The organism is Pseudomonas sp. SWRI51 (assembly GCF_014268825.1).
Lineage (GTDB): Bacteria > Pseudomonadota > Gammaproteobacteria > Pseudomonadales > Pseudomonadaceae > Aquipseudomonas > Aquipseudomonas farsensis.
In genome coordinates this window covers 24,172-41,474 of sequence record NZ_JABWRG010000023.1, presented here as the reverse complement: position 1 = coordinate 41,474, position 17,303 = coordinate 24,172, and the positions used below count along the sequence as shown (strand labels likewise).

At 64.2% G+C, this 17,303-nt stretch carries 18 protein-coding genes and 1 pseudogene; 15 read left to right on the top strand and 4 right to left on the bottom strand.

Going from position 1 to position 17,303, the window contains the following annotated elements; all coding sequences use genetic code 11:
* The first annotated feature begins 75 nt into the window (after nt 1-75).
* From cobO to HU720_RS10100, 13 genes are all read left to right on the top strand, one after another.
* Nucleotides 76-687 carry a cob(I)yrinic acid a,c-diamide adenosyltransferase gene (gene cobO / locus HU720_RS10160; RefSeq protein ID WP_186519719.1) on the top strand — a complete coding sequence of 204 codons (612 nt, stop codon included), beginning with the start codon at nt 76-78 and terminating at the stop codon, nt 685-687.
* A complete protein-coding gene (locus HU720_RS10155) occupies nt 684-1,979 on the top strand; it encodes a cobyrinate a,c-diamide synthase (RefSeq protein WP_186519716.1) in 1,296 nt (431 codons plus the stop codon). Before cobO ends, HU720_RS10155 begins: the two co-directional genes overlap by 4 nt.
* Nucleotides 1,976-2,626, top strand: a complete 651-nt coding sequence (gene bluB / locus HU720_RS10150; protein WP_186519714.1) for a 5,6-dimethylbenzimidazole synthase — start codon at nt 1,976-1,978, stop codon at nt 2,624-2,626. The genes HU720_RS10155 and bluB overlap by 4 nt, the downstream gene beginning before the upstream one ends.
* Complete coding sequence (gene cbiB / locus HU720_RS10145; protein ID WP_186519705.1) at nt 2,623-3,531, top strand: adenosylcobinamide-phosphate synthase CbiB; 909 nt, start codon at nt 2,623-2,625, stop codon at nt 3,529-3,531. The genes bluB and cbiB overlap by 4 nt, the downstream gene beginning before the upstream one ends.
* A complete protein-coding gene (cobD, locus tag HU720_RS10140; RefSeq protein WP_186519703.1) occupies nt 3,524-4,516 on the top strand; it encodes a threonine-phosphate decarboxylase CobD in 993 nt (330 codons plus the stop codon). The genes cbiB and cobD overlap by 8 nt, the downstream gene beginning before the upstream one ends.
* A complete protein-coding gene (locus HU720_RS10135) occupies nt 4,513-5,973 on the top strand; it encodes a cobyric acid synthase (protein ID WP_186519701.1) in 1,461 nt (486 codons plus the stop codon). Before cobD ends, HU720_RS10135 begins: the two co-directional genes overlap by 4 nt.
* The gene (cobU, locus tag HU720_RS10130; protein WP_186519699.1) at nt 5,966-6,487 is read left to right on the top strand and encodes a bifunctional adenosylcobinamide kinase/adenosylcobinamide-phosphate guanylyltransferase; all 522 of its coding nucleotides are present in this window, start codon (nt 5,966-5,968) and stop codon (nt 6,485-6,487) included. Before HU720_RS10135 ends, cobU begins: the two co-directional genes overlap by 8 nt.
* Nucleotides 6,484-7,539, top strand: a complete 1,056-nt coding sequence (gene cobT, locus HU720_RS10125; RefSeq protein ID WP_186519697.1) for a nicotinate-nucleotide--dimethylbenzimidazole phosphoribosyltransferase — start codon at nt 6,484-6,486, stop codon at nt 7,537-7,539. The genes cobU and cobT overlap by 4 nt, the downstream gene beginning before the upstream one ends.
* A complete protein-coding gene (cobC, locus tag HU720_RS10120; protein WP_186519695.1) occupies nt 7,536-8,102 on the top strand; it encodes an alpha-ribazole phosphatase family protein in 567 nt (188 codons plus the stop codon). Before cobT ends, cobC begins: the two co-directional genes overlap by 4 nt.
* A complete protein-coding gene (locus tag HU720_RS10115; RefSeq protein WP_186519693.1) occupies nt 8,103-8,843 on the top strand; it encodes an adenosylcobinamide-GDP ribazoletransferase in 741 nt (246 codons plus the stop codon). It begins immediately after the preceding gene.
* Between the two features lie 129 nt (nt 8,844-8,972).
* Nucleotides 8,973-10,121: a cellulase family glycosylhydrolase gene (locus HU720_RS10110; protein WP_238337673.1), complete on the top strand. Its 1,149-nt coding sequence runs from the start codon at nt 8,973-8,975 to the stop codon at nt 10,119-10,121.
* A gap of 144 nt (nt 10,122-10,265) precedes the next feature.
* Entirely contained in the window at nt 10,266-11,468 is a 1,203-nt protein-coding gene (locus HU720_RS10105) for an MFS transporter (RefSeq protein WP_186519689.1), read from the top strand.
* A gap of 162 nt (nt 11,469-11,630) precedes the next feature.
* Nucleotides 11,631-12,182, top strand: a complete 552-nt coding sequence (locus HU720_RS10100) for a glutathione peroxidase (protein ID WP_186519670.1) — start codon at nt 11,631-11,633, stop codon at nt 12,180-12,182.
* Between the two features lie 2 nt (nt 12,183-12,184).
* On the opposite strand, the gene HU720_RS10095 is transcribed toward HU720_RS10100, so the two are convergent.
* On the bottom strand, nt 12,185-12,445 hold the full coding sequence (locus HU720_RS10095; protein ID WP_186519667.1) for a DUF2798 domain-containing protein: 261 nt from the start codon (nt 12,443-12,445) through the stop codon (nt 12,185-12,187).
* Between the two features lie 117 nt (nt 12,446-12,562).
* Here HU720_RS10095 and HU720_RS10090 point away from each other — a divergent pair, with 117 nt between their 5' ends.
* Nucleotides 12,563-13,492, top strand: a complete 930-nt coding sequence (locus tag HU720_RS10090) for a LysR family transcriptional regulator (protein WP_186519665.1) — start codon at nt 12,563-12,565, stop codon at nt 13,490-13,492.
* A gap of 43 nt (nt 13,493-13,535) precedes the next feature.
* Here the strand turns inward: HU720_RS10090 and HU720_RS10085 are convergent, their stop codons facing one another.
* The 3 genes from HU720_RS10085 to HU720_RS10075 all read right to left on the bottom strand — a co-directional run bounded on the left by HU720_RS10085 (nt 13,536) and on the right by HU720_RS10075 (nt 15,911).
* Entirely contained in the window at nt 13,536-14,813 is a 1,278-nt protein-coding gene (locus HU720_RS10085) for an outer membrane protein transport protein (protein WP_186519663.1), read from the bottom strand.
* 146 nt (nt 14,814-14,959) lie between these two features.
* On the bottom strand, nt 14,960-15,442 hold the full coding sequence (locus HU720_RS10080) for a hypothetical protein (RefSeq protein WP_186519661.1): 483 nt from the start codon (nt 15,440-15,442) through the stop codon (nt 14,960-14,962).
* A gap of 244 nt (nt 15,443-15,686) precedes the next feature.
* Nucleotides 15,687-15,911, bottom strand: coding sequence for a hypothetical protein (locus HU720_RS10075; RefSeq protein WP_186519659.1), 225 nt, complete (start codon nt 15,909-15,911; stop codon nt 15,687-15,689).
* Between the two features lie 939 nt (nt 15,912-16,850).
* Here HU720_RS10075 and HU720_RS10070 point away from each other — a divergent pair.
* A pseudogene (locus HU720_RS10070) lies at nt 16,851-17,171 on the top strand (sel1 repeat family protein); the annotation flags it as partial.
* Between the last annotated feature and the right edge of the window lie 132 nt (nt 17,172-17,303).

Below are 17,303 nucleotides of genomic sequence, written 5' to 3'. Positions count from 1 at the left end.
CCGCAGCTCCTGCGCGTTCTCCGTATGCCCGCCTTTTACCTGCCGCCACCGCGCGGCAGTTTGCGGAGACCCCTGATGAGCGAATCCCCCGAACGCGACGAACGCCACCTGGCGCGCATGCAGCGCAAGAAGGCGCTCATCGACGAGCGCATCGCCAACTCCCCCAACGAATGCGGCCTGCTGCTGGTGCTCAGCGGCAACGGCAAGGGCAAAAGCAGCTCGGCCTTCGGCATGCTTGCACGCGCCTTGGGCCATGGCATGCAGTGCGGCGTGGTGCAGTTCATCAAGGGCCGCAACAGCACCGGCGAAGAGTTGTTCTTCCGCCGTTTCCCGGACGAGGTGCGCTACCACGTGATGGGCGAGGGCTTTACCTGGGAAACCCAGGACCGCCAGCGCGACATCGCTGCAGCCGAGGCCGCCTGGGCGGTATCGCGGCAACTGCTGCAAGACCCCGCGGTGCAGTTCGTGGTGCTCGATGAGCTGAACATTGCCCTCAAGCACGGCTATCTCGACCTCGACCAGGTGCTGACCGACATCCAGGCGCGCCCGCCGATGCAGCACGTGATCGTCACGGGCCGTGGGGCCAAGCCTGAAATGATTGAAATGGCCGACACCGTCACCGAAATGGGCATGCTCAAGCATGCGTTCCAGGCCGGCATTCGTGCGCAGAAAGGCGTCGAACTGTGAGCCAACCCCGGCACTGCCCGGCCGTGCTGATTGCCGCCCCGGCTTCGGGGCAGGGCAAGACCACGGTCACTGCGGCCCTGGCACGCCTGCACCGTAACCAGGGGCGCAAGGTGCGGGTGTTCAAGTGCGGCCCGGACTTTCTCGACCCGATGATTCTCGAGCGGGCCAGCGGCGCGCCGGTGTACCAGCTCGACCTGTGGATGATCGGCGCCGACGAAAGCCGTCGCCTGCTGTGGGAGGCGGCGGCCGACGCTGACCTGATCCTCATCGAAGGGGTGATGGGGCTGTTCGATGGCACCCCGTCCAGTGCCGACCTTGCCCGCCACTTCGGCGTGCCGGTGCTGGCGGTGATCGACGGCACCGCCATGGCCCAGACCTTCGGCGCCCTGGCCCTGGGCCTTGCGCGCTATCAGCCCGATTTGCCATTCGCTGGCGTACTGGCCAATCGGGTCGGCAGCCTGCGCCATGCGCAACTGCTCGAAGGTAGCCTGACCGAAGGCCTGCGCTGGTATGGCGGGCTGTCCCGCGAGCGGGGTATCGAGTTGCCCAGCCGCCACCTAGGCCTGGTGCAGGCCAGCGAGCTGAACGACCTCGACGCCCGCCTGGATGCCGCCGCCGAAGCACTCGGCGCCAGTTGCGATGCGGCCTTGCCGCCGCCGGTCAGCTTTGCCGCGCCGCTGCTGCAGCAACCCGCCGCTACGCTGGCCGGGGTGCGCATTGGCGTGGCCCGCGACGAAGCCTTTGCCTTCCTGTATGGCGCCAATCTTGAGCTGCTGCGCAATCTGGGCGCCCACCTTGAGTTCTTCTCGCCGCTGCACGACCGTGAGCTGCCGGCGGTAGACAGCCTGTACTTGCCCGGCGGCTATCCGGAGCTGCACCACCACGCGCTGGCGGCCAATGCGCCGATGCTCGAGGCGATCCGTGCCCACCACGCCCAGGGCAAGCCGCTGCTGGCCGAATGTGGCGGCATGCTTTACCTGCTCGATGCGCTGACCGATGTGGCGGGCGAGCGCGCCGCGCTGCTGGGGTTGCTGAGCGGCGAGGCAACCATGCAGAAGCGCCTGGCTGCGCTGGCGCTACAGGCGGTCGAGCTGCCTGAAGGCACTTTGCGTGGGCACACGTATCACCATTCGCTGACCAGCACCGAGCTTGAGCCCATCGCTCGCGGCCTGAGCCCCAATGGCGGGCGCGGTAACGAAGCGGTGTACCGCACCGGCCGGCTGACGGCTTCATACGTACACTTCTATTTCCCTTCCAACCCCGATGCGGCGGCGGCATTGTTGCGACCATGAATGAACACGCTTACAGCGACGCAGAACGCGCGGCTATCTACCGGGCCATCGGTGAGCGCCGCGACATGCGCCACTTCATCGGTGGCGAGGTGGCGCCTGAGCTGCTCGGGCGCCTGCTGAGCGCCGCGCACCAGGCGCCCAGCGTCGGCCTCATGCAGCCATGGCGGTTTATCCGCATCAGCCAGCGTGCGTTGCGCGAGCGTATCCAGGCGTTGGTCGAGCAGGAGCGCCTGCGCACCGCTGAGGCACTGGGCGAGCGCTCCGATGCGTTCATGCAGCTCAAGGTCGAGGGTATCGGCGACTGCGCCGAGGTGTTGGTCGCGGCATTGATGGACAACCGCGAGCCGCATATTTTTGGCCGCCGCACCCTGCCGGAGATGGACCTGGCATCGCTTGCCTGCGCTATCCAGAACCTGTGGCTGGCCGCGCGTGCCGAAGGCCTTGGCATGGGCTGGGTGTCGCTGTTCGACCCGCAGGCGCTGGGCGAGCTGCTGGGCATGCCGGCCGGCGCAAAAGCGGTGGCGGTGTTGTGCCTGGGGCCGGTTGCTGCGTTTTACCCGGCGCCGATGCTGGTCATGGAAAACTGGGCCGAGGAGCGTCCGTTGCACGACATGCTGTTTGAGAACCACTGGGGAGAACGCCCATGAGCGTGGCGTTACTGACCGTCGCAGGCGTTGCGTTGGACGCCTTGTTTGGCGAGCCGCAGCGGCGCCACCCGCTGGTGGGCTTCGGCAACCTGGCGAGCAACCTGGAAAAGCGCCTGAACGCCGGTGGCCGGGGCTGGCGCAGCCATGGTGTGAGCGCCTGGTTTATCGCCGTGGTACCGCTGACGCTGCTGGCGCTGATTCTGTCATGGCTGCCCTACATCGGTTGGCTGGTGGACGTACTGGCGTTGTACTGCGCGCTGGGCTTGCGCAGCCTTGGCGAGCATGTGCTGCCGGTGGCCCAGGCCCTGCGCCAGGGGGACCTTGAGCAGGCGCGTACCCGCGTCGGTTATCTGGTCAGCCGTGAAACCCGCGAGCTGGACGAGCCGGCCGTGGCCCGCGCTGCCACCGAATCGGTGCTGGAGAACGGCAGCGATGCGGTGTTCGCCGCGCTGTTCTGGTTTGTCGTGGCCGGTGCGCCGGGTGTGGTGTTGTACCGCCTGAGCAATACCCTGGATGCCATGTGGGGCTATCGTAATGAACGTTTCGAGCGCTTTGGCTGGTGCGCCGCGCGCATCGACGATGTGCTCAACTATGTTCCGGCCCGGCTGGTGGCGCTGACCTATGCGCTGCTCGGCAAGACCCGCCTGGCACTGCGTTGCTGGCGCCAGCAGGGGCGTTTGTGGGACAGCCCCAACGCAGGCCCGGTAATGGCGGCTGGTGCCGGTGCGCTGGCGGTCGAGCTGGGCGGCCCGGCGGTGTACCACGGCGAGCTGCATGAGCGCCCACGCCTTGGGGAAGGGCCGATGGCCGACGCCGATGCCATCGAGCGTGGCTGGAACCTGGTGCAGCGCGGGGTGTGGCTGTGGTTGCTGGTGATTGCCTTGGGGGGGTATTTCTATGCTTGAACATGGTGGCCGCTTGGCGCGCGCCGTACAGCAGTACGGTATTGCTCGCCAGCACTGGCTTGACCTGTCCAGCGGCATCGCGCCCTGGCCGTACCCGGTCCCGACCATTGACAAAGAAGCCTGGGCACGCCTGCCAGAGACCGAAGACGGCCTCGAACAGGCGGCGCGCGCCTATTACAACGCCACAGTGCTGCTGCCGGTGGCAGGTTCCCAGGCGGCGATCCAGGCCTTGCCGCAGTTGCGCAGCACTGGCCGGGTTGGGGTGTTGTCGCCGTGCTACGCTGAACACGGCCACGCCTGGCGCAAGGCGGGGCACACGCTGGTGGAGCTTGCCGACGATGAGGTCGACGGTCAGCTCGACAGCCTCGATGTGCTGCTGCTGGTTAACCCGAACAACCCCACCGGCCGCTTGGTGCCACGCGAGCGCCTGCTGGCCTGGCATGCGCGGCTGGCTGCACGCGGCGGCTGGCTGGTGGTCGATGAAGCGTTCATCGACAACACCGCGATGCTCAGCCTGTGCGCCCTGGCTACGCAACCAGGGCTGATCGTGCTGCGCTCGTTTGGCAAGTTCTTCGGCCTTGCCGGCGTGCGCCTGGGCTTTGTCATGGCCGAACCTTGCGTGCTCGATGCGCTGGCCGAAACCCTTGGGCCGTGGACCATCAGTGGCCCGACCCGTGCCCTGGGCAAAGCGTGCCTGGTCGATGAGCTGGCGCATCTGATGCAGATCCAGCGCTGCGCCAGGTTCAGCCGCCGGCTGGTAGCCGTGTTGAGCAGCAGCGGGCTTGCGCCCAGTGGCGGTTGCGACCTGTTCCAGTACGTCGTGTGCGAGCAGGCCGTGCAGTTGCATGACTTTCTTGCCCAGCGCGGCATCCTGGTGCGCCTGTTCGAGCAGCCTGCGGCCTTGCGCTTCGGCCTGCCTGCCGACGAATTCCAGATGCAGCGCCTGAGCCATGCGCTGCTTGAGTACCAACGGGTATCCGCATGACCACACTCATGGTGCAAGGCACCACGTCCGATGCCGGCAAAAGCACGCTGGTCACCGCCTTGTGCCGCTGGTTGTTGCGCCAGGGCGTCGAGGTGGTGCCGTTCAAGCCGCAGAACATGGCGCTCAACAGCGCGGTGACGGCCGATGGCGGCGAGATTGGCCGCGCCCAGGCGGTGCAGGCCCAGGCCTGCCGGCTGGCACCGCACACCGACATGAACCCGGTGCTGCTCAAACCCAACAGCGACACCGGCGCCCAGGTGATCATCCACGGCCGCGCGGTAGCCAGCATGAACGCCGTCGCCTATCACGACTACAAAGCCATCGCCATGCAGGCGGTGCTGGCGTCCCATGAGCGCCTGCGCAGTGGTTACAGTGTGGTGATGGTCGAAGGAGCCGGCTCCCCAGCGGAGATCAACCTGCGTGCCGGCGACATCGCCAACATGGGTTTTGCCGAGGCGGTGGACTGCCCGGTGATTCTGGTCGCCGACATCAACCGTGGCGGGGTCTTCGCCCACCTGGTCGGTACGCTGGAGCTGCTTTCGCCGAGCGAGCAGGCGCGGGTCAAAGGGTTTGTCATCAATCGCTTTCGCGGCGACATCGCCTTGCTGCAACCGGGCCTGGACTGGCTGCAGCAGCGCACCGGCAAACCGGTGCTGGGCGTATTGCCGTTCGTCACCGACCTGCACCTGGAAGCCGAGGACGGCATCGACCGGCGCCAGGGCCAGAAGGGCGAACGGGTGCTCAAGGTGATCGTCCCGGTGTTGCCACGCATCAGCAACCACACCGATTTCGACCCGCTGCGCCTGCACCCGCAGGTCGACCTGCAATTTATCGGCGCCGGCGAGCCCATCCCGCCCGCCGACCTGATCATCCTGCCGGGCTCGAAAAGCGTGCGCGCCGACCTTGCCCACCTGCGCGCCCGTGGCTGGGATACGGCCATCGACCGGCACCTGCGCTATGGCGGCAAGCTGATCGGCATCTGTGGCGGCCTGCAGATGCTCGGCAGCCAAGTGCACGACCCGTTGGGCCTGGAAGGGCCTGCCGGCTCCAGCGCAGGCCTTGGCTTGCTCGACTACACCACCGTGCTTGAAGCCGACAAGCAACTGCGCAATGTCGCCGGCACCCTGACGCTTGCGCAAGCGCAGGTGAGCGGGTATGAAATTCACGCTGGCGTTACCTGCGGCGCGGCCCTTGAATGCCCCGCCGTGCAGCTGGCTGATGGCCGCTGCGATGGGGCCATCAGCGCCGACGGGCAGATCCTTGCCACTTACTTGCATGGCCTGTTCGAAGGCACCGCATCCTGCGCCGCGCTGCTGCGCTGGGCCGGGCTCGAAGACGTGCAAATGGTCGACTACGAGGCGCTGCGCGAGCGCGATATCGAACGCCTGGCCGACCTTGTCGAGCAGCATCTGGACACCGACCAACTGCGCGCGCTATGTGGTATTGCCCATGCGTAACCTGATTCTTGGCGGCGCCCGTTCAGGCAAGAGCCACCTCGCCGAACAACTGGCGAAGGACAGCGGCCTTGCCGTCACCTATATCGCCACCAGCGAGCCGCTGGATGGCGAAATGAACGAGCGAGTGCGCCTGCACCGTGAACGCCGCCCCGCCGACTGGGCGCTGATCGAAGAACCCCTGGCGCTGGCAGCCGTGTTGCGAGCCCAGGCCAGTGTCGAGCGTTGCCTGCTGGTGGACTGCCTGACGTTATGGCTGACCAACCTGTTGCTGCTCGACGACCCGCAGCGGCTGGTCGAGGAGCGCGATGCGCTGCTCGATTGCCTGCGCACCTTGCCCGGCATGATCATTCTGGTCAGTAACGAAACCGGCCTGGGCGTGGTGCCCATGGGCGAGCTGACCCGCCGTTATGTCGATGCCGCAGGCCTGCTGCACCAGGCCGCCGCCGCGCGTTGCGAGCGGGTGGTGCTGACCGTTGCCGGCCTTCCTCTCATGCTTAAAGGACCTGCTCTATGACCCAGATGTGGTGGCGTGATGCCTGCCAAGCCCCCGACACCGCCGCAATGGACCAGGCCCGCGCCCGCCAGCAGCAGCTGACCAAACCGGCCGGCTCACTCGGCCAGCTCGAAGGCCTGGCGGTTCGTCTGGCCGGCCTGCAAGGCTGCGAGCGGCCAAGGCTTACCCAGGTGGCGATCAGCATTTTTGCAGGCGACCATGGCGTGGTCGAGGAGGGCATCTCAGCCTACCCGCAAGCGGTCACCGGGCAGATGTTGCGCAACTTCGTTGGCGGCGGTGCTGCAATCAGCGTGCTGGCCCGCGAGCTTGGCGCCAGCCTTGAAGTGGTCGACCTTGGCACCATTGACCCCGCGCTGGAGCTGCCAGGTGTGCACCATCTGCGCCTGGGCGCGGGCACTGCCAACTTTGCCCGCCAGCCGGCCATGACCGATGCGCAACTGGCGGCGGCCCTGCAAGCGGGCCGCGACAGCGCACTGCGCGCGGTGCATGCCGGGGCGCAGCTGTTCATCGGCGGCGAAATGGGCATCGGCAACACCACGGCTGCCGCTGCCGTCGCCAGCGTCTTGCTGGGCTGCCCGGCGCAGGAACTGACCGGGCCCGGCACCGGCCTGGACCCTGCCGGTGTGCGGCACAAGGCTGAGGTGATCGAGCGCGCCCTGGTGCTGCACGCCTTGCGCGCCGATGCGCCGTTGCAGGCGCTGGGGTGTGTTGGCGGGTTTGAAATCGCCGCGCTGGCCGGCGCGTACCTGGCCTGCGCCCAGCATGGCGTGGCGGTGCTGGTAGATGGCTTTATCTGCAGCGTTGCGGCGCTGGTCGCGGCGCACTTGAACCCGCAGTGCCGCGCCTGGTTGCTGTTCGCCCACCAGGGCGCCGAGCCTGGGCACAAGGCCCTGCTGGCGGCCCTGCAGGCCGAGCCGCTGCTGGCGTTGGGCTTGCGCCTGGGCGAGGGCAGTGGCGCCGCCTTGGCCGTGCCGTTGCTGCGCCTGGCCTGTGCCCTGCACGGGCAGATGGCGACTTTTGCTGAAGCTGCCGTGGCGGACCGCCCGGCATGATCCTCGACCTGCTGCGCCATGGTGAGACCGAGCTGGGTGGCGGCCTGCGCGGCAGCCTCGACGATGCCCTGACCGAGACCGGCTGGGCGCAGATGCGCGACGCGGTGGCCAGCGCTGGTCCGTGGGACGTGCTGGTCAGCTCGCCGCTACAGCGGTGCGCATTGTTCGCTGACGAACTGGGTGCGCAGCTGGGTTTGCCGGTGCACCGCGAGGCTGGGGTGCGTGAGCTGCATTTCGGCGATTGGGAAGGGCGCAGCGCTGCGCAGATCATGCAGACCCAGGCCGACGCGCTTGGCCAGTTCTGGAACGACCCCTATGGCTATACCCCGCCTGGCGGCGAGCCGGTGCTCGAGTTTGCCCAGCGGGTGCTTGGCAGTATCGAAACCCTGGCCCGCGAGTATGCCGGCCAGCGCGTGCTGCTGGTGACCCATGGCGGGGTGATGCGTTTGCTGCTGGCGCGCGCCCGTGGCCTGCCACGCGAGCAGCTGTTGCAGGTGGAGGTCGGGCACGGCGCGCTGATGCGTGTGCACGTGCGGGGCGGCCAGTTGCACGAGGGCGTCTAGATGCTGGCGTTGTGGATCGCCTTGCAGTTTCTCAGCAGCTTGCCGGTGACCCTGCCGGGCATGCCGGCGCCACGCGAAATGGGCCGCTCGTTGCTGTTCTACCCCGTGGTCGGTGCCTTGTTCGGCCTGCTGCTGTGGCTGGCCAGCGCTCTGCTGCAAGGCGTTGCGGCGCCGTTGCATGCGGCACTGCTGCTGGCCTTGTGGGTGTTGCTCAGTGGCGCGTTGCATCTGGATGGCCTGGCTGACAGCAGCGATGCCTGGCTGGGGGGCTTTGGCGACCGTGAGCGCACCTTGGAAATCATGAAAGACCCGCGCAGCGGGCCGATTGCGGTGGTCACGCTGGTGCTGGTGTTGCTGCTGAAATTCTGCGCGCTGTGGGTGCTGGTGGAGCGTGGTGCGGGCGCGGTGCTGCTGCTGGCCCCGGTGATTGGGCGGGCAGCGATGCTCGGGCTGTTTTTGTGCACGCCGTATGTGCGCAAGGGCGGCTTGGGCGCGGCGCTGGCCGAACACCTGCCGCGCCAGGCGGCTGCGTGGGTGCTGGCGGGCAGTGCGCTGGCCTGTGTGGTGCTGGCGGGTGCCACGGCTGTGTGGATTCTGCTGTTGGCGTTGGCGGTGTTCGTCAGCTTGCGGCGGTTGATGTGCAAGCGCCTGGGCGGCACCACCGGCGATACCGCCGGGGCATTGCTGGAACTGCTGGAGCTGGCGGTGGTAGTGGGGTTGGCAGTGCTTCCAGCAGCGTAACCTGTAAAACGGAAACCTCCCACGCGCAATGCGGAAATGGCTCAGAGTGATCCGTTTTATCGTGAGGGGCCTTCCATTACTGGGGTTGCTCCGATGCGCCACTGGATATCGTTTTGCCTGCTTGCCCTGATGTGCCAAGCCTCCCACGCCGCCGACCTGATCGACTTCTGGGACGCCCCGCGCCACGGCGGCAACAGCTTCAACCGCTTGCCGCCCGATCAGGCCTACTTCGATGCACTGCAAGGCTACGGCGCTAATTGGGTACGCCTGTCCTACGACAAGTGGAAGCCCGCCAGGCGCGACTTCCTGCTGGGCGATGCCGACGATTACACAGGTCTCGCCGAGGCCGACTTGCAGCAGCTCATGGCGGTACTCGACCGTGCCCATATTGCCGGGCTCAAGGTAGTCGTCGCACCGCTCTCGCTGCCCGGCATGCGCTGGGCGCAGAACAACCAGGGCCAGTTCGACGACAGGCTCTGGCAAGACAAGCGCTACTGGCAGCAGGCCGCACGCTTCTGGCGTGACCTGGCCACTGCGCTCAAGGACCACCCGGCGGTTGCCGCCTACAACTTGATCAACGAGCCGGCCCCTGAGTTCAAGGGCGGGTTGGCCGAGCACGCGAGCGCTGCGCAGATGCAGGCCTGGTATGCCCAGCAGCAGGGCAGTGCCCGCGACCTGCCGGCGTTGTATCGGCAAGTCATCGCAGCTATCCGCGAAGTCGATGGCACCACCCCGGTAATGGTCGATGCTGGCTGGTACGCCGCTGCCGATGCCTTCAGCTACTGGCCGGCGGCGCTGGAGGATGAGCGGGTGCTGTACAGCGTGCACATGTACGAGCCCTACGCGGCCACCAGCGCACCGAACCTTACCCGCGACAAACCCATCCCCTATCCTGGCCCGGCCCCCTTCGGCGGGCAAAGCGTGCAGTGGAATGGCCAGCGCGTGGCCGAGTACCTGCAACAGCCACTGGGCTGGGCGCAGCGGGTGCAACTACCGCGCAAGCGGCTGGTGGTGGGTGAGTTCGGTTGCATGCGCCGCCTGGCAGGGTGTCAGCAATATCTTGAGGATGTACTGAGCGTGCTCGACCGCGAGCAGCTGCATTGGGCGTTCTACAGCTTTCGCGAAGACAGCTGGGATGGCATGGACTATGAATTGGGTACAGGCAAGGTGCCGGGTGTGTACTGGCAGGCGATTGAGGACGGCACACCGGACCCGGTCGCACGCCAGGCGACCCGTGCATTCAAGCCGATTCTCAAGCGTTTGCAGCCCGGAACGTAAATAGAGAGTACCTGTCCTCCGGAAAACTCTTGCAACAGGTCGCTGCCGGTGTCCATCATTTCATCGCCGCCTTAAGCTGCGGCCTGATTTGCACGAGCGGGACGATACCTGCAAACACCTTGCGAGCTGCCGGAGACAACAATAATGAATTCGTTATGGCGTACCAGCGGTTGGGTATTACTGGGCGCCGCGCTGATCCTTGCGCTATCGCTGGGAGTGCGCCACGGTTTCGGCCTGTTCCTGGCGCCGATGAGCGCCGATTTTGGTTGGGGCCGCGGCGTCTTTGCCTTCGCCATTGCCCTGCAAAACCTGATCTGGGGCCTGGCCCAGCCGTTCGCCGGGGCGTTGGCTGACCGCTTGGGGGCGGCAAAAGTGGTCATCATCGGCGGCATTCTCTATACCGCAGGCCTGGTGCTGATGAGCATGGCCGACTCGCCTTGGTCGCTCTCGCTGAGCGCCGGCTTGTTGATTGGTATCGGCCTTTCCGGCACTTCGTTCTCGGTAATCCTTGGCGTAGTCGGCCGCGCCGTGCCGCCCGAGAAGCGCAGCATGGCCATGGGCATCGCCAGCGCTGCAGGCTCGTTCGGCCAGTTCGCTATGCTGCCCGGCAGCCAGGGCTTGATCCAGTGGCTTGGCTGGTCGGCGGCGTTGCTGGTGCTGGGTATGCTGGTGGCGCTGATTGTGCCCTTTGTGGGGCTGTTGCGGGACAAGCCGATGGTGGTCAAAGGCCCTGACCAGACACTCGGCCAGGCGCTGCGCGAGGCCTGTACCCATTCAGGTTTCTGGCTGCTGGCACTGGGCTTTTTCGTCTGCGGCTTCCAGGTGGTGTTCATCGGGGTGCATCTACCGGCGTATCTGGTCGATCAGCATTTGCCGGCGACCACCGGCACCACGGTGCTGGCGCTGGTCGGGTTGTTCAACATTGTCGGTACCTATACCGCCGGCTGGCTGGGCGGGCGCATGTCCAAGCCGCGCCTGCTTACCGGGCTGTATCTGCTGCGCGGGGTGGTGATCATCCTCTTCCTGTGGGCACCGGTCACGCAGTACAGCGCGTATCTGTTTGGTATCGCCATGGGCCTGCTGTGGCTATCGACGGTGCCGCTGACCAACGGCACCGTGGCTACGCTGTTCGGCGTGCGCAACCTGTCGATGCTGGGCGGGATCGTGTTCCTGTTCCATCAACTGGGCGCTTTCCTGGGTGGCTGGCTGGGCGGCGTGGTGTATGACCAAACCGGTAACTACGACCTTGTCTGGCAGTTGTCGATCCTGCTTAGCGTGATGGCCGCCGCGCTGAATTGGCCGGTGCGTGAACGCCCGGTGGCACGCTTGCAGGCGCAAGCGGCATGAGCCTGGCCTGGCGTGCTGCGCTGGTTATCGCCGCCACAGGGGTGCTGGCGCTGGTGTGGTGGGGCTGGCAAAAGGGCGGCCTGGCGTTGATGCTGTTGGGCATGAGCATCTGTTAGGCGCTACCCTGCAGGTTCATGGAAACCTTTGCAGGAGAACCCGACAATGCATGCTCGCTGGCTGATGATCCCGGTACTGGCTTTGGCTGCCAGTACTTCTAGCTGGGCTGCAGACTGCCCGGCCCTGTTGCAGGGCAGTTTGCCGGAGCTGCGTGGCAAGCAAACCATAGACCTCTGCCAGCGTTACGCCGGCAAGCCGCTGGTGATAATCAATACCGCCAGCTATTGCGGTTTTGCCCCGCAGTTCGAAGGGCTTGAGGCCACTTACAAGCACTATCACGAGCAGGGGCTGGAAATGCTCGGCGTGCCGTCCAACGACTTCAAGCAGGAAGACGACAACGCCGAGAAAACAGCCAAGGTGTGTTACGCCAACTATGGCGTCACCTTCACCATGGCCAAGGCGCAAGCGGTGCGCGGCAAGGATGCGGTGCCGCTGTTCGCCGAACTTGCCCGGCAGAGCAGCGCGCCAAAGTGGAACTTCTACAAGTACGTGGTAGACCGCAAGGGCAAGGTGATCGGCAATTTCTCAAGCCTGACCAAGCCCGATGACCCGGCGTTTACCGCTGCCATCGAAAAGGCCATTGCCTCGCAGCCTTGAGTTCAATGCGGATGCACGGTCACTGCCACCAGGCGCACAACCACCGGCCTGACCATCAGCACGCAGAGAAAGGCCACCGGCATCGCCAGCTGGTAGGCCTTTAACACGTTGCTCAGGTACTGGCTGTCGATGCCTGCGTTGGCGGCGGTGATCACGAAGCACATCAGCATGGCCATGATTGCCGACATATAAAAAGCGAACACGTAAGGCGTGGCGCTTGGGCGCAGCTTGCGGCGGGTGCGTGGGGAAGAGAGTTCAGTCATGAAAGCTCCAAGACAGGTGTGAATGTGCGGGCAGGTTAACAACGGCCGCAGGTAACCCTGTAGACCTCCGGTGCTGAGTTCTTTATAAAGGGAAACTTACGAATGCCGAGGCCAGACATGGACCTGCTCAATACCATTCGCAGCTTCATCAAAGTGGTAGAAGCCGGCAGTATCGCCGGTGGCGCCCGTGCCCTCGGCCTGACCCCGGCCGCTGTCAGTCAGAACCTGGCGCGGCTCGAGGCGCACCTGCAAGTACGCTTGCTCACGCGGACCACACGCAGCATGGCCCTCACGGCAGCCGGGCGGCTCTATTACGAGAAGGTCAGCCATATCGAGCGCGACCTGGCGTTGGCCGAGCAAGCGGTCAGCGCCCCCGACAGCGAGCCGCAGGGCCGGTTTTGCATAGCCAGTACGTCGGCGTTTGGCCGTCATGTGCTGGCGCCGCTGATCCCGGCCTTTGCGGCTCGCTACCCTGGGCTTTCGATAGAGTTGGTGATGACTGACCGCAAGGTGAACCACACTCGCGAAGACGTCGATGTCAGCCTGCGCATTACGCCACAGCTTGAAGACAACCTGCTGGCGCGGCATATCGCGCGCATCCCGTTTATCTGCTGTGCATCCCCTGGGTACCTGGCCGGCGCCGGTTGGCCGGCAACGCCTGAAGCACTGCGCGAGCACCGCTGCCTGGTGTTTCGTTACCCGGTGGACGGGCGGTTTCTGCACTGGGGGTTTGTACGTGATGGCCATCGTTTCGAGGCGCAGTTTGGCCCGGCGCTGATCAGTGACGATGTCGATGCGCTGACCCAGATGGCCTTGAACGATGGCGGCATTACCCGGCTGGCTGACTTTATCGTGCGCCCACACCTGGACGCAGGGCGGCTGGTGCCATTGTTCGAGTACAGCAACGCAGGCGTTGCTTACGCGCAGACCGAACCAATGGATGTGTTCCTGTGCGTGGCAGACCGCTTTGCCATGACCGCCAAAGCGCGGGCATTCATGGAGTTTTTGCAGCAGTCGCTAGAGAGAAGGTGGGCGGTGCAGGCTTGAGCCGGAGAGGGGCCGCAGGGCGGCCCCGAGCGTACGCTGCGGCTTAGAAGCGATAGGTCAGCGAAGCACCTACGCCATGGGCGCTGTTTTCGTACTTGGCCTGGTAGCTGCCACGCAGAGCGTTCTGAACCGGGCCGTCCGGCTGGTTGTTGACCTTGGTGTCCTCTTCCCACAGGTAGGAGTAGGCCACGTCAATGGTCAGGTCATCCGAAGGGCTCCAACCGGCACCGAGGCTGAAGATCTTGCGATCGCCAGTAGGGATGCGTGGGGAGCGGTTGGTGTTGTTGGTCGGCGACTGGTCCACTGTGAAGCCGGTGCGCAAGGTCCACTCTTTGTTGACCTTGTACGAAGCACCGATAGCGTGTGCCCAGGTGTCGTGCCAGTTCTGCTCTTCGCTGATGGTTGCGAACTGGCCTGCAGCGCCTGCCGGCACCTCGTTGTTGACGACGATGGCTTCCAGGCGGCTCCAGCGGGTCCAGGTGCTGCCGGCGTACACCGTCCACTGGTCATCCAGTTCATGGGTGACGGAGAAGTCGACCGATTCCGGCGTCTTGATCTTCAAGGTCGCGTCGAACTTGGAGTCATTGAGGCCCAGCAGCGGGTAATTGACCTTGGTCTTGCCTTCAAGCTTGTAGTCCACCATCGAGTGGTAGGTCAGGCCCAGGCGAGTGCGGTCGGTGGCTTGCACGAGGATGCCGATGTTGTAACCAACGGCGGTATCGTCACCTTTGATCTTGACCTCGCCATCGGCCGGGGCCAGCGGCGATAGGCTTGCCAGGTTTGAGCCCAGCTCACCTTCGATACGGTTGATGGTCGGGCCGAAGCCGATCGACACTTTGTCGTTGAACGCGTAGCTGACGGTTGGCTGGAAGGTCACCACTTCAACGTGGCTCTTTTTGCCCCAGTAGCGAGCGGCGTCGTCGCTACCATAGTCGGTCACCAGGCCAAATGGCACGTAGACCCCGAAGCCGATGCTCCAGTGGTCATCCAGCGGTTTGACGTAGTAACCCATCGGTACGCCGACGACCGGCACCATGTCACCGTCGGTTTCCCCCCCTTTGCTGCTGCCAGGCCCGGAAATATCGGTCTTGGCAATGACCGCGGCGGCGCCGACGGTGATCTGCTCGCGCTTGAGGCGCGACATCCCGGCAGGGTTGCCATAAACGGTGCTGGCATCTTCGGCAGAAGAAGAACGACCCGCGAAACCTGTCCCCATGCTGCTGATGCTCTGTTCGTTGAGCGCAAAGCCCGACGCGAACAGTTGACTTGAAGCGATGGCCACGGCGATGCCGAGGGAGGTTTTGAGCATTACTTTTTTCATTATTAGAAACTCCTTGGGTTCTCCGGGGCGAAAAGCTACCAACAAATCTCGCTCCACGCTATAGGCTAAAACGCAGGAGATAGAGCGGTTTTGTAGGACAATCCGACCATAATTCCATTTTTCAGAGTTTTATATGAGAGGTTTTCTCATATGGTAACGGTGGCTGCCGGCTCGACGCAGTGGTGCCAGGCCTGGGTGAAGTCACGCAAGCGTCCCTGTGGGTGGAATGTTTGGCGCCAGATTCGTGCCAGCCCTTGCAGGTCGTCGGCGGCAGGCAATGGGGTGGCCTGCTCCTCGATCAGCATCCAGGCAATGGCCGTGGCGTAGCGCAGGTTGACTGTGAGTTCCAGGTGGGGGCCGCCCAAGAAGGCGTGTTGGCTGGCAAGGCCGCGTACCAGGCTGGCCAGGTCCGGGTCTCGGGCCAGGAAGTCGTCCCAGAGCACGCGGTGGCGTTGGCTGGTGATGCGGTACAGCCCGTGACCGCGCCGGTCGTGCAGGGCCGCGCCCAATGCCGACTGGCTTGCCGCAACGCCCAGTAACAAAGCTTCGGCGCTCTGGCAGTAACGATTCAGGTAAACCAGCGTTGGCCGGATCACGTATTGACTCAACTCGTTCGCAGCAATGCCCATGATGCCCTCATCTGCAAAGGGCCGACGGGCGCTGGAGCTTGGCAGCTGGTGGGGGATCAGGCCCGTCGGAAGCGGTCTGCACCGCTCGAGTTGAAGTGTAGTGTGATAAGCGTGCTGTAAAGGGCTGTTTTTAAATCGATTGCAGCCTGAGAGTGCTGGGCATATGCCCGTAGGCAATTAAGCTCATCGTACTCAGGCTGCAAAAAATGGCGGTTATTCATGCTGTGAATCTGCCGCCATTCATTCATGCGGTCAGCGACTGGCGGGTGCGCTCGATCACAGCTTGCAGCGGTTCTGCCCGGTTGTATTGGTCCGGGTAAAGGCGCTCGGTGTGACAGGCGACGCCATATTCGTCGACCAGGGTAAAACTGAAGCTGCCCTTGCGGGGGGCAACGATAAGGCACGTCAGTGGAGCGAAGGCCTGAGAGAGTTTGCCGAATGCGGCGTGGATCTGTTGTTGTTGGCACATGTTTAGAATGTTCCTGCGAAAGACACGGTGTCTGATCCGTGCACAATAGAAACGTTCCAGTGACGTCTTTATTACGGAGACGAATAACCTGACTGGAACAGGGCAGCCAGAGGTGCGCAATTAAATGTAGGCGCTGGGCTGACTGGTAGGTACTACAGAAGGCAGGCAACACTCCGGGCCAAGGTTCTAGGCGCCGGGGAAGATCCTGATCAATCTGAGACGTGATTCGCGCTCGGGCAATGGTTTGCAGAGTGAATCAGCGAATGGGCCGTCCGAGGGGGCAGCGCAGGCAAAAGGTGCGAGCGAGGCTGCAAGGACTTGATGGCCAGAATTGACTTTCAGCTGGTGTACTAACGGGGCGAACAGTACAGCAGAAAATTGACGTTGGCAAGCGTTTTGCTGGTGCCTCGCCAAGCCGGCCATTATGTCGTCTTTGCGGGCTGCTGGGAAGAGGGGTAAACCCAGGGTAGCTGCCATGAATGTGCGGTTTTCGTGCATCGCCGTGCCGCCTGCTGGTGCACTTGTACACACGCGGGCAGGCACCTGTAACCAGACTGCAACAGGCTGTGGATGCTTTGCCGATGACTTGGCCGCACGCTTAAGTCAATGAAAAAAAACACTAATTTGTACTGGTGAAAAAATCGTCAGTTTGACTGTAGGCCCCATTTCACAAGGGTTTGCGGGTTGTATGCCGGGGTTGTCCACCGAGTTATCCACAGGTTCTGTGGATTGTCCCGAGGGCTTGCTCTAGGACGGGCGTGCCAGCGCTTTGCCGTAATGTCCTACAATCAATCGTCCAAAGCGCAGCTGCATTTTTGCCTGCTGATCGTCAAGAAAAAAACCTCGAAAAAAAGCGCGCATTGCTACGCTCCGGGTTGGGCCACAGCGCAAAAAGGGAGTAGAGTGGCGCGCCTCTTGAGTCCACCCTCGCTGTCGGTCATGAAGCTCCTCGGTAAATCTCACCCCCCCTCTGCTGCATCCCCGTCGTTGCCCGCTGAAAAGCGCTTTTCCTTGAAAGTGGCCCTGTGGCTGCTCGACAGCCCGCGCCTGGGTGACAAACCCCGCGTCAAACACCTGGCCGGGCGCATGCTCAAGCAGCCGGCGCGCCAAGGCGTGGTCGTTGCGCAAAGCCGGCTTGGGCAGATGCTCTGCCGGGATTGCGGCAGTGCCCGCGACCGGCGCATCGGCCATGACCTGTTGCGCCAGGCCGCCCGCGCAGGCGACAGCCGCGCACAGCAGGAGTACGCACGCCTGTGCCAGGCGCCGGAAACCGAGCAGGCATAAGCGCGGCCTGGGCTAGCCCTGATAAGCTGCGCAGCATTCGTCATTGAGCGTTGGGGTAACCATGGCTGTTGATCTGACCAGCATTCTGCTGGGCTTGGTGGCAGGGGC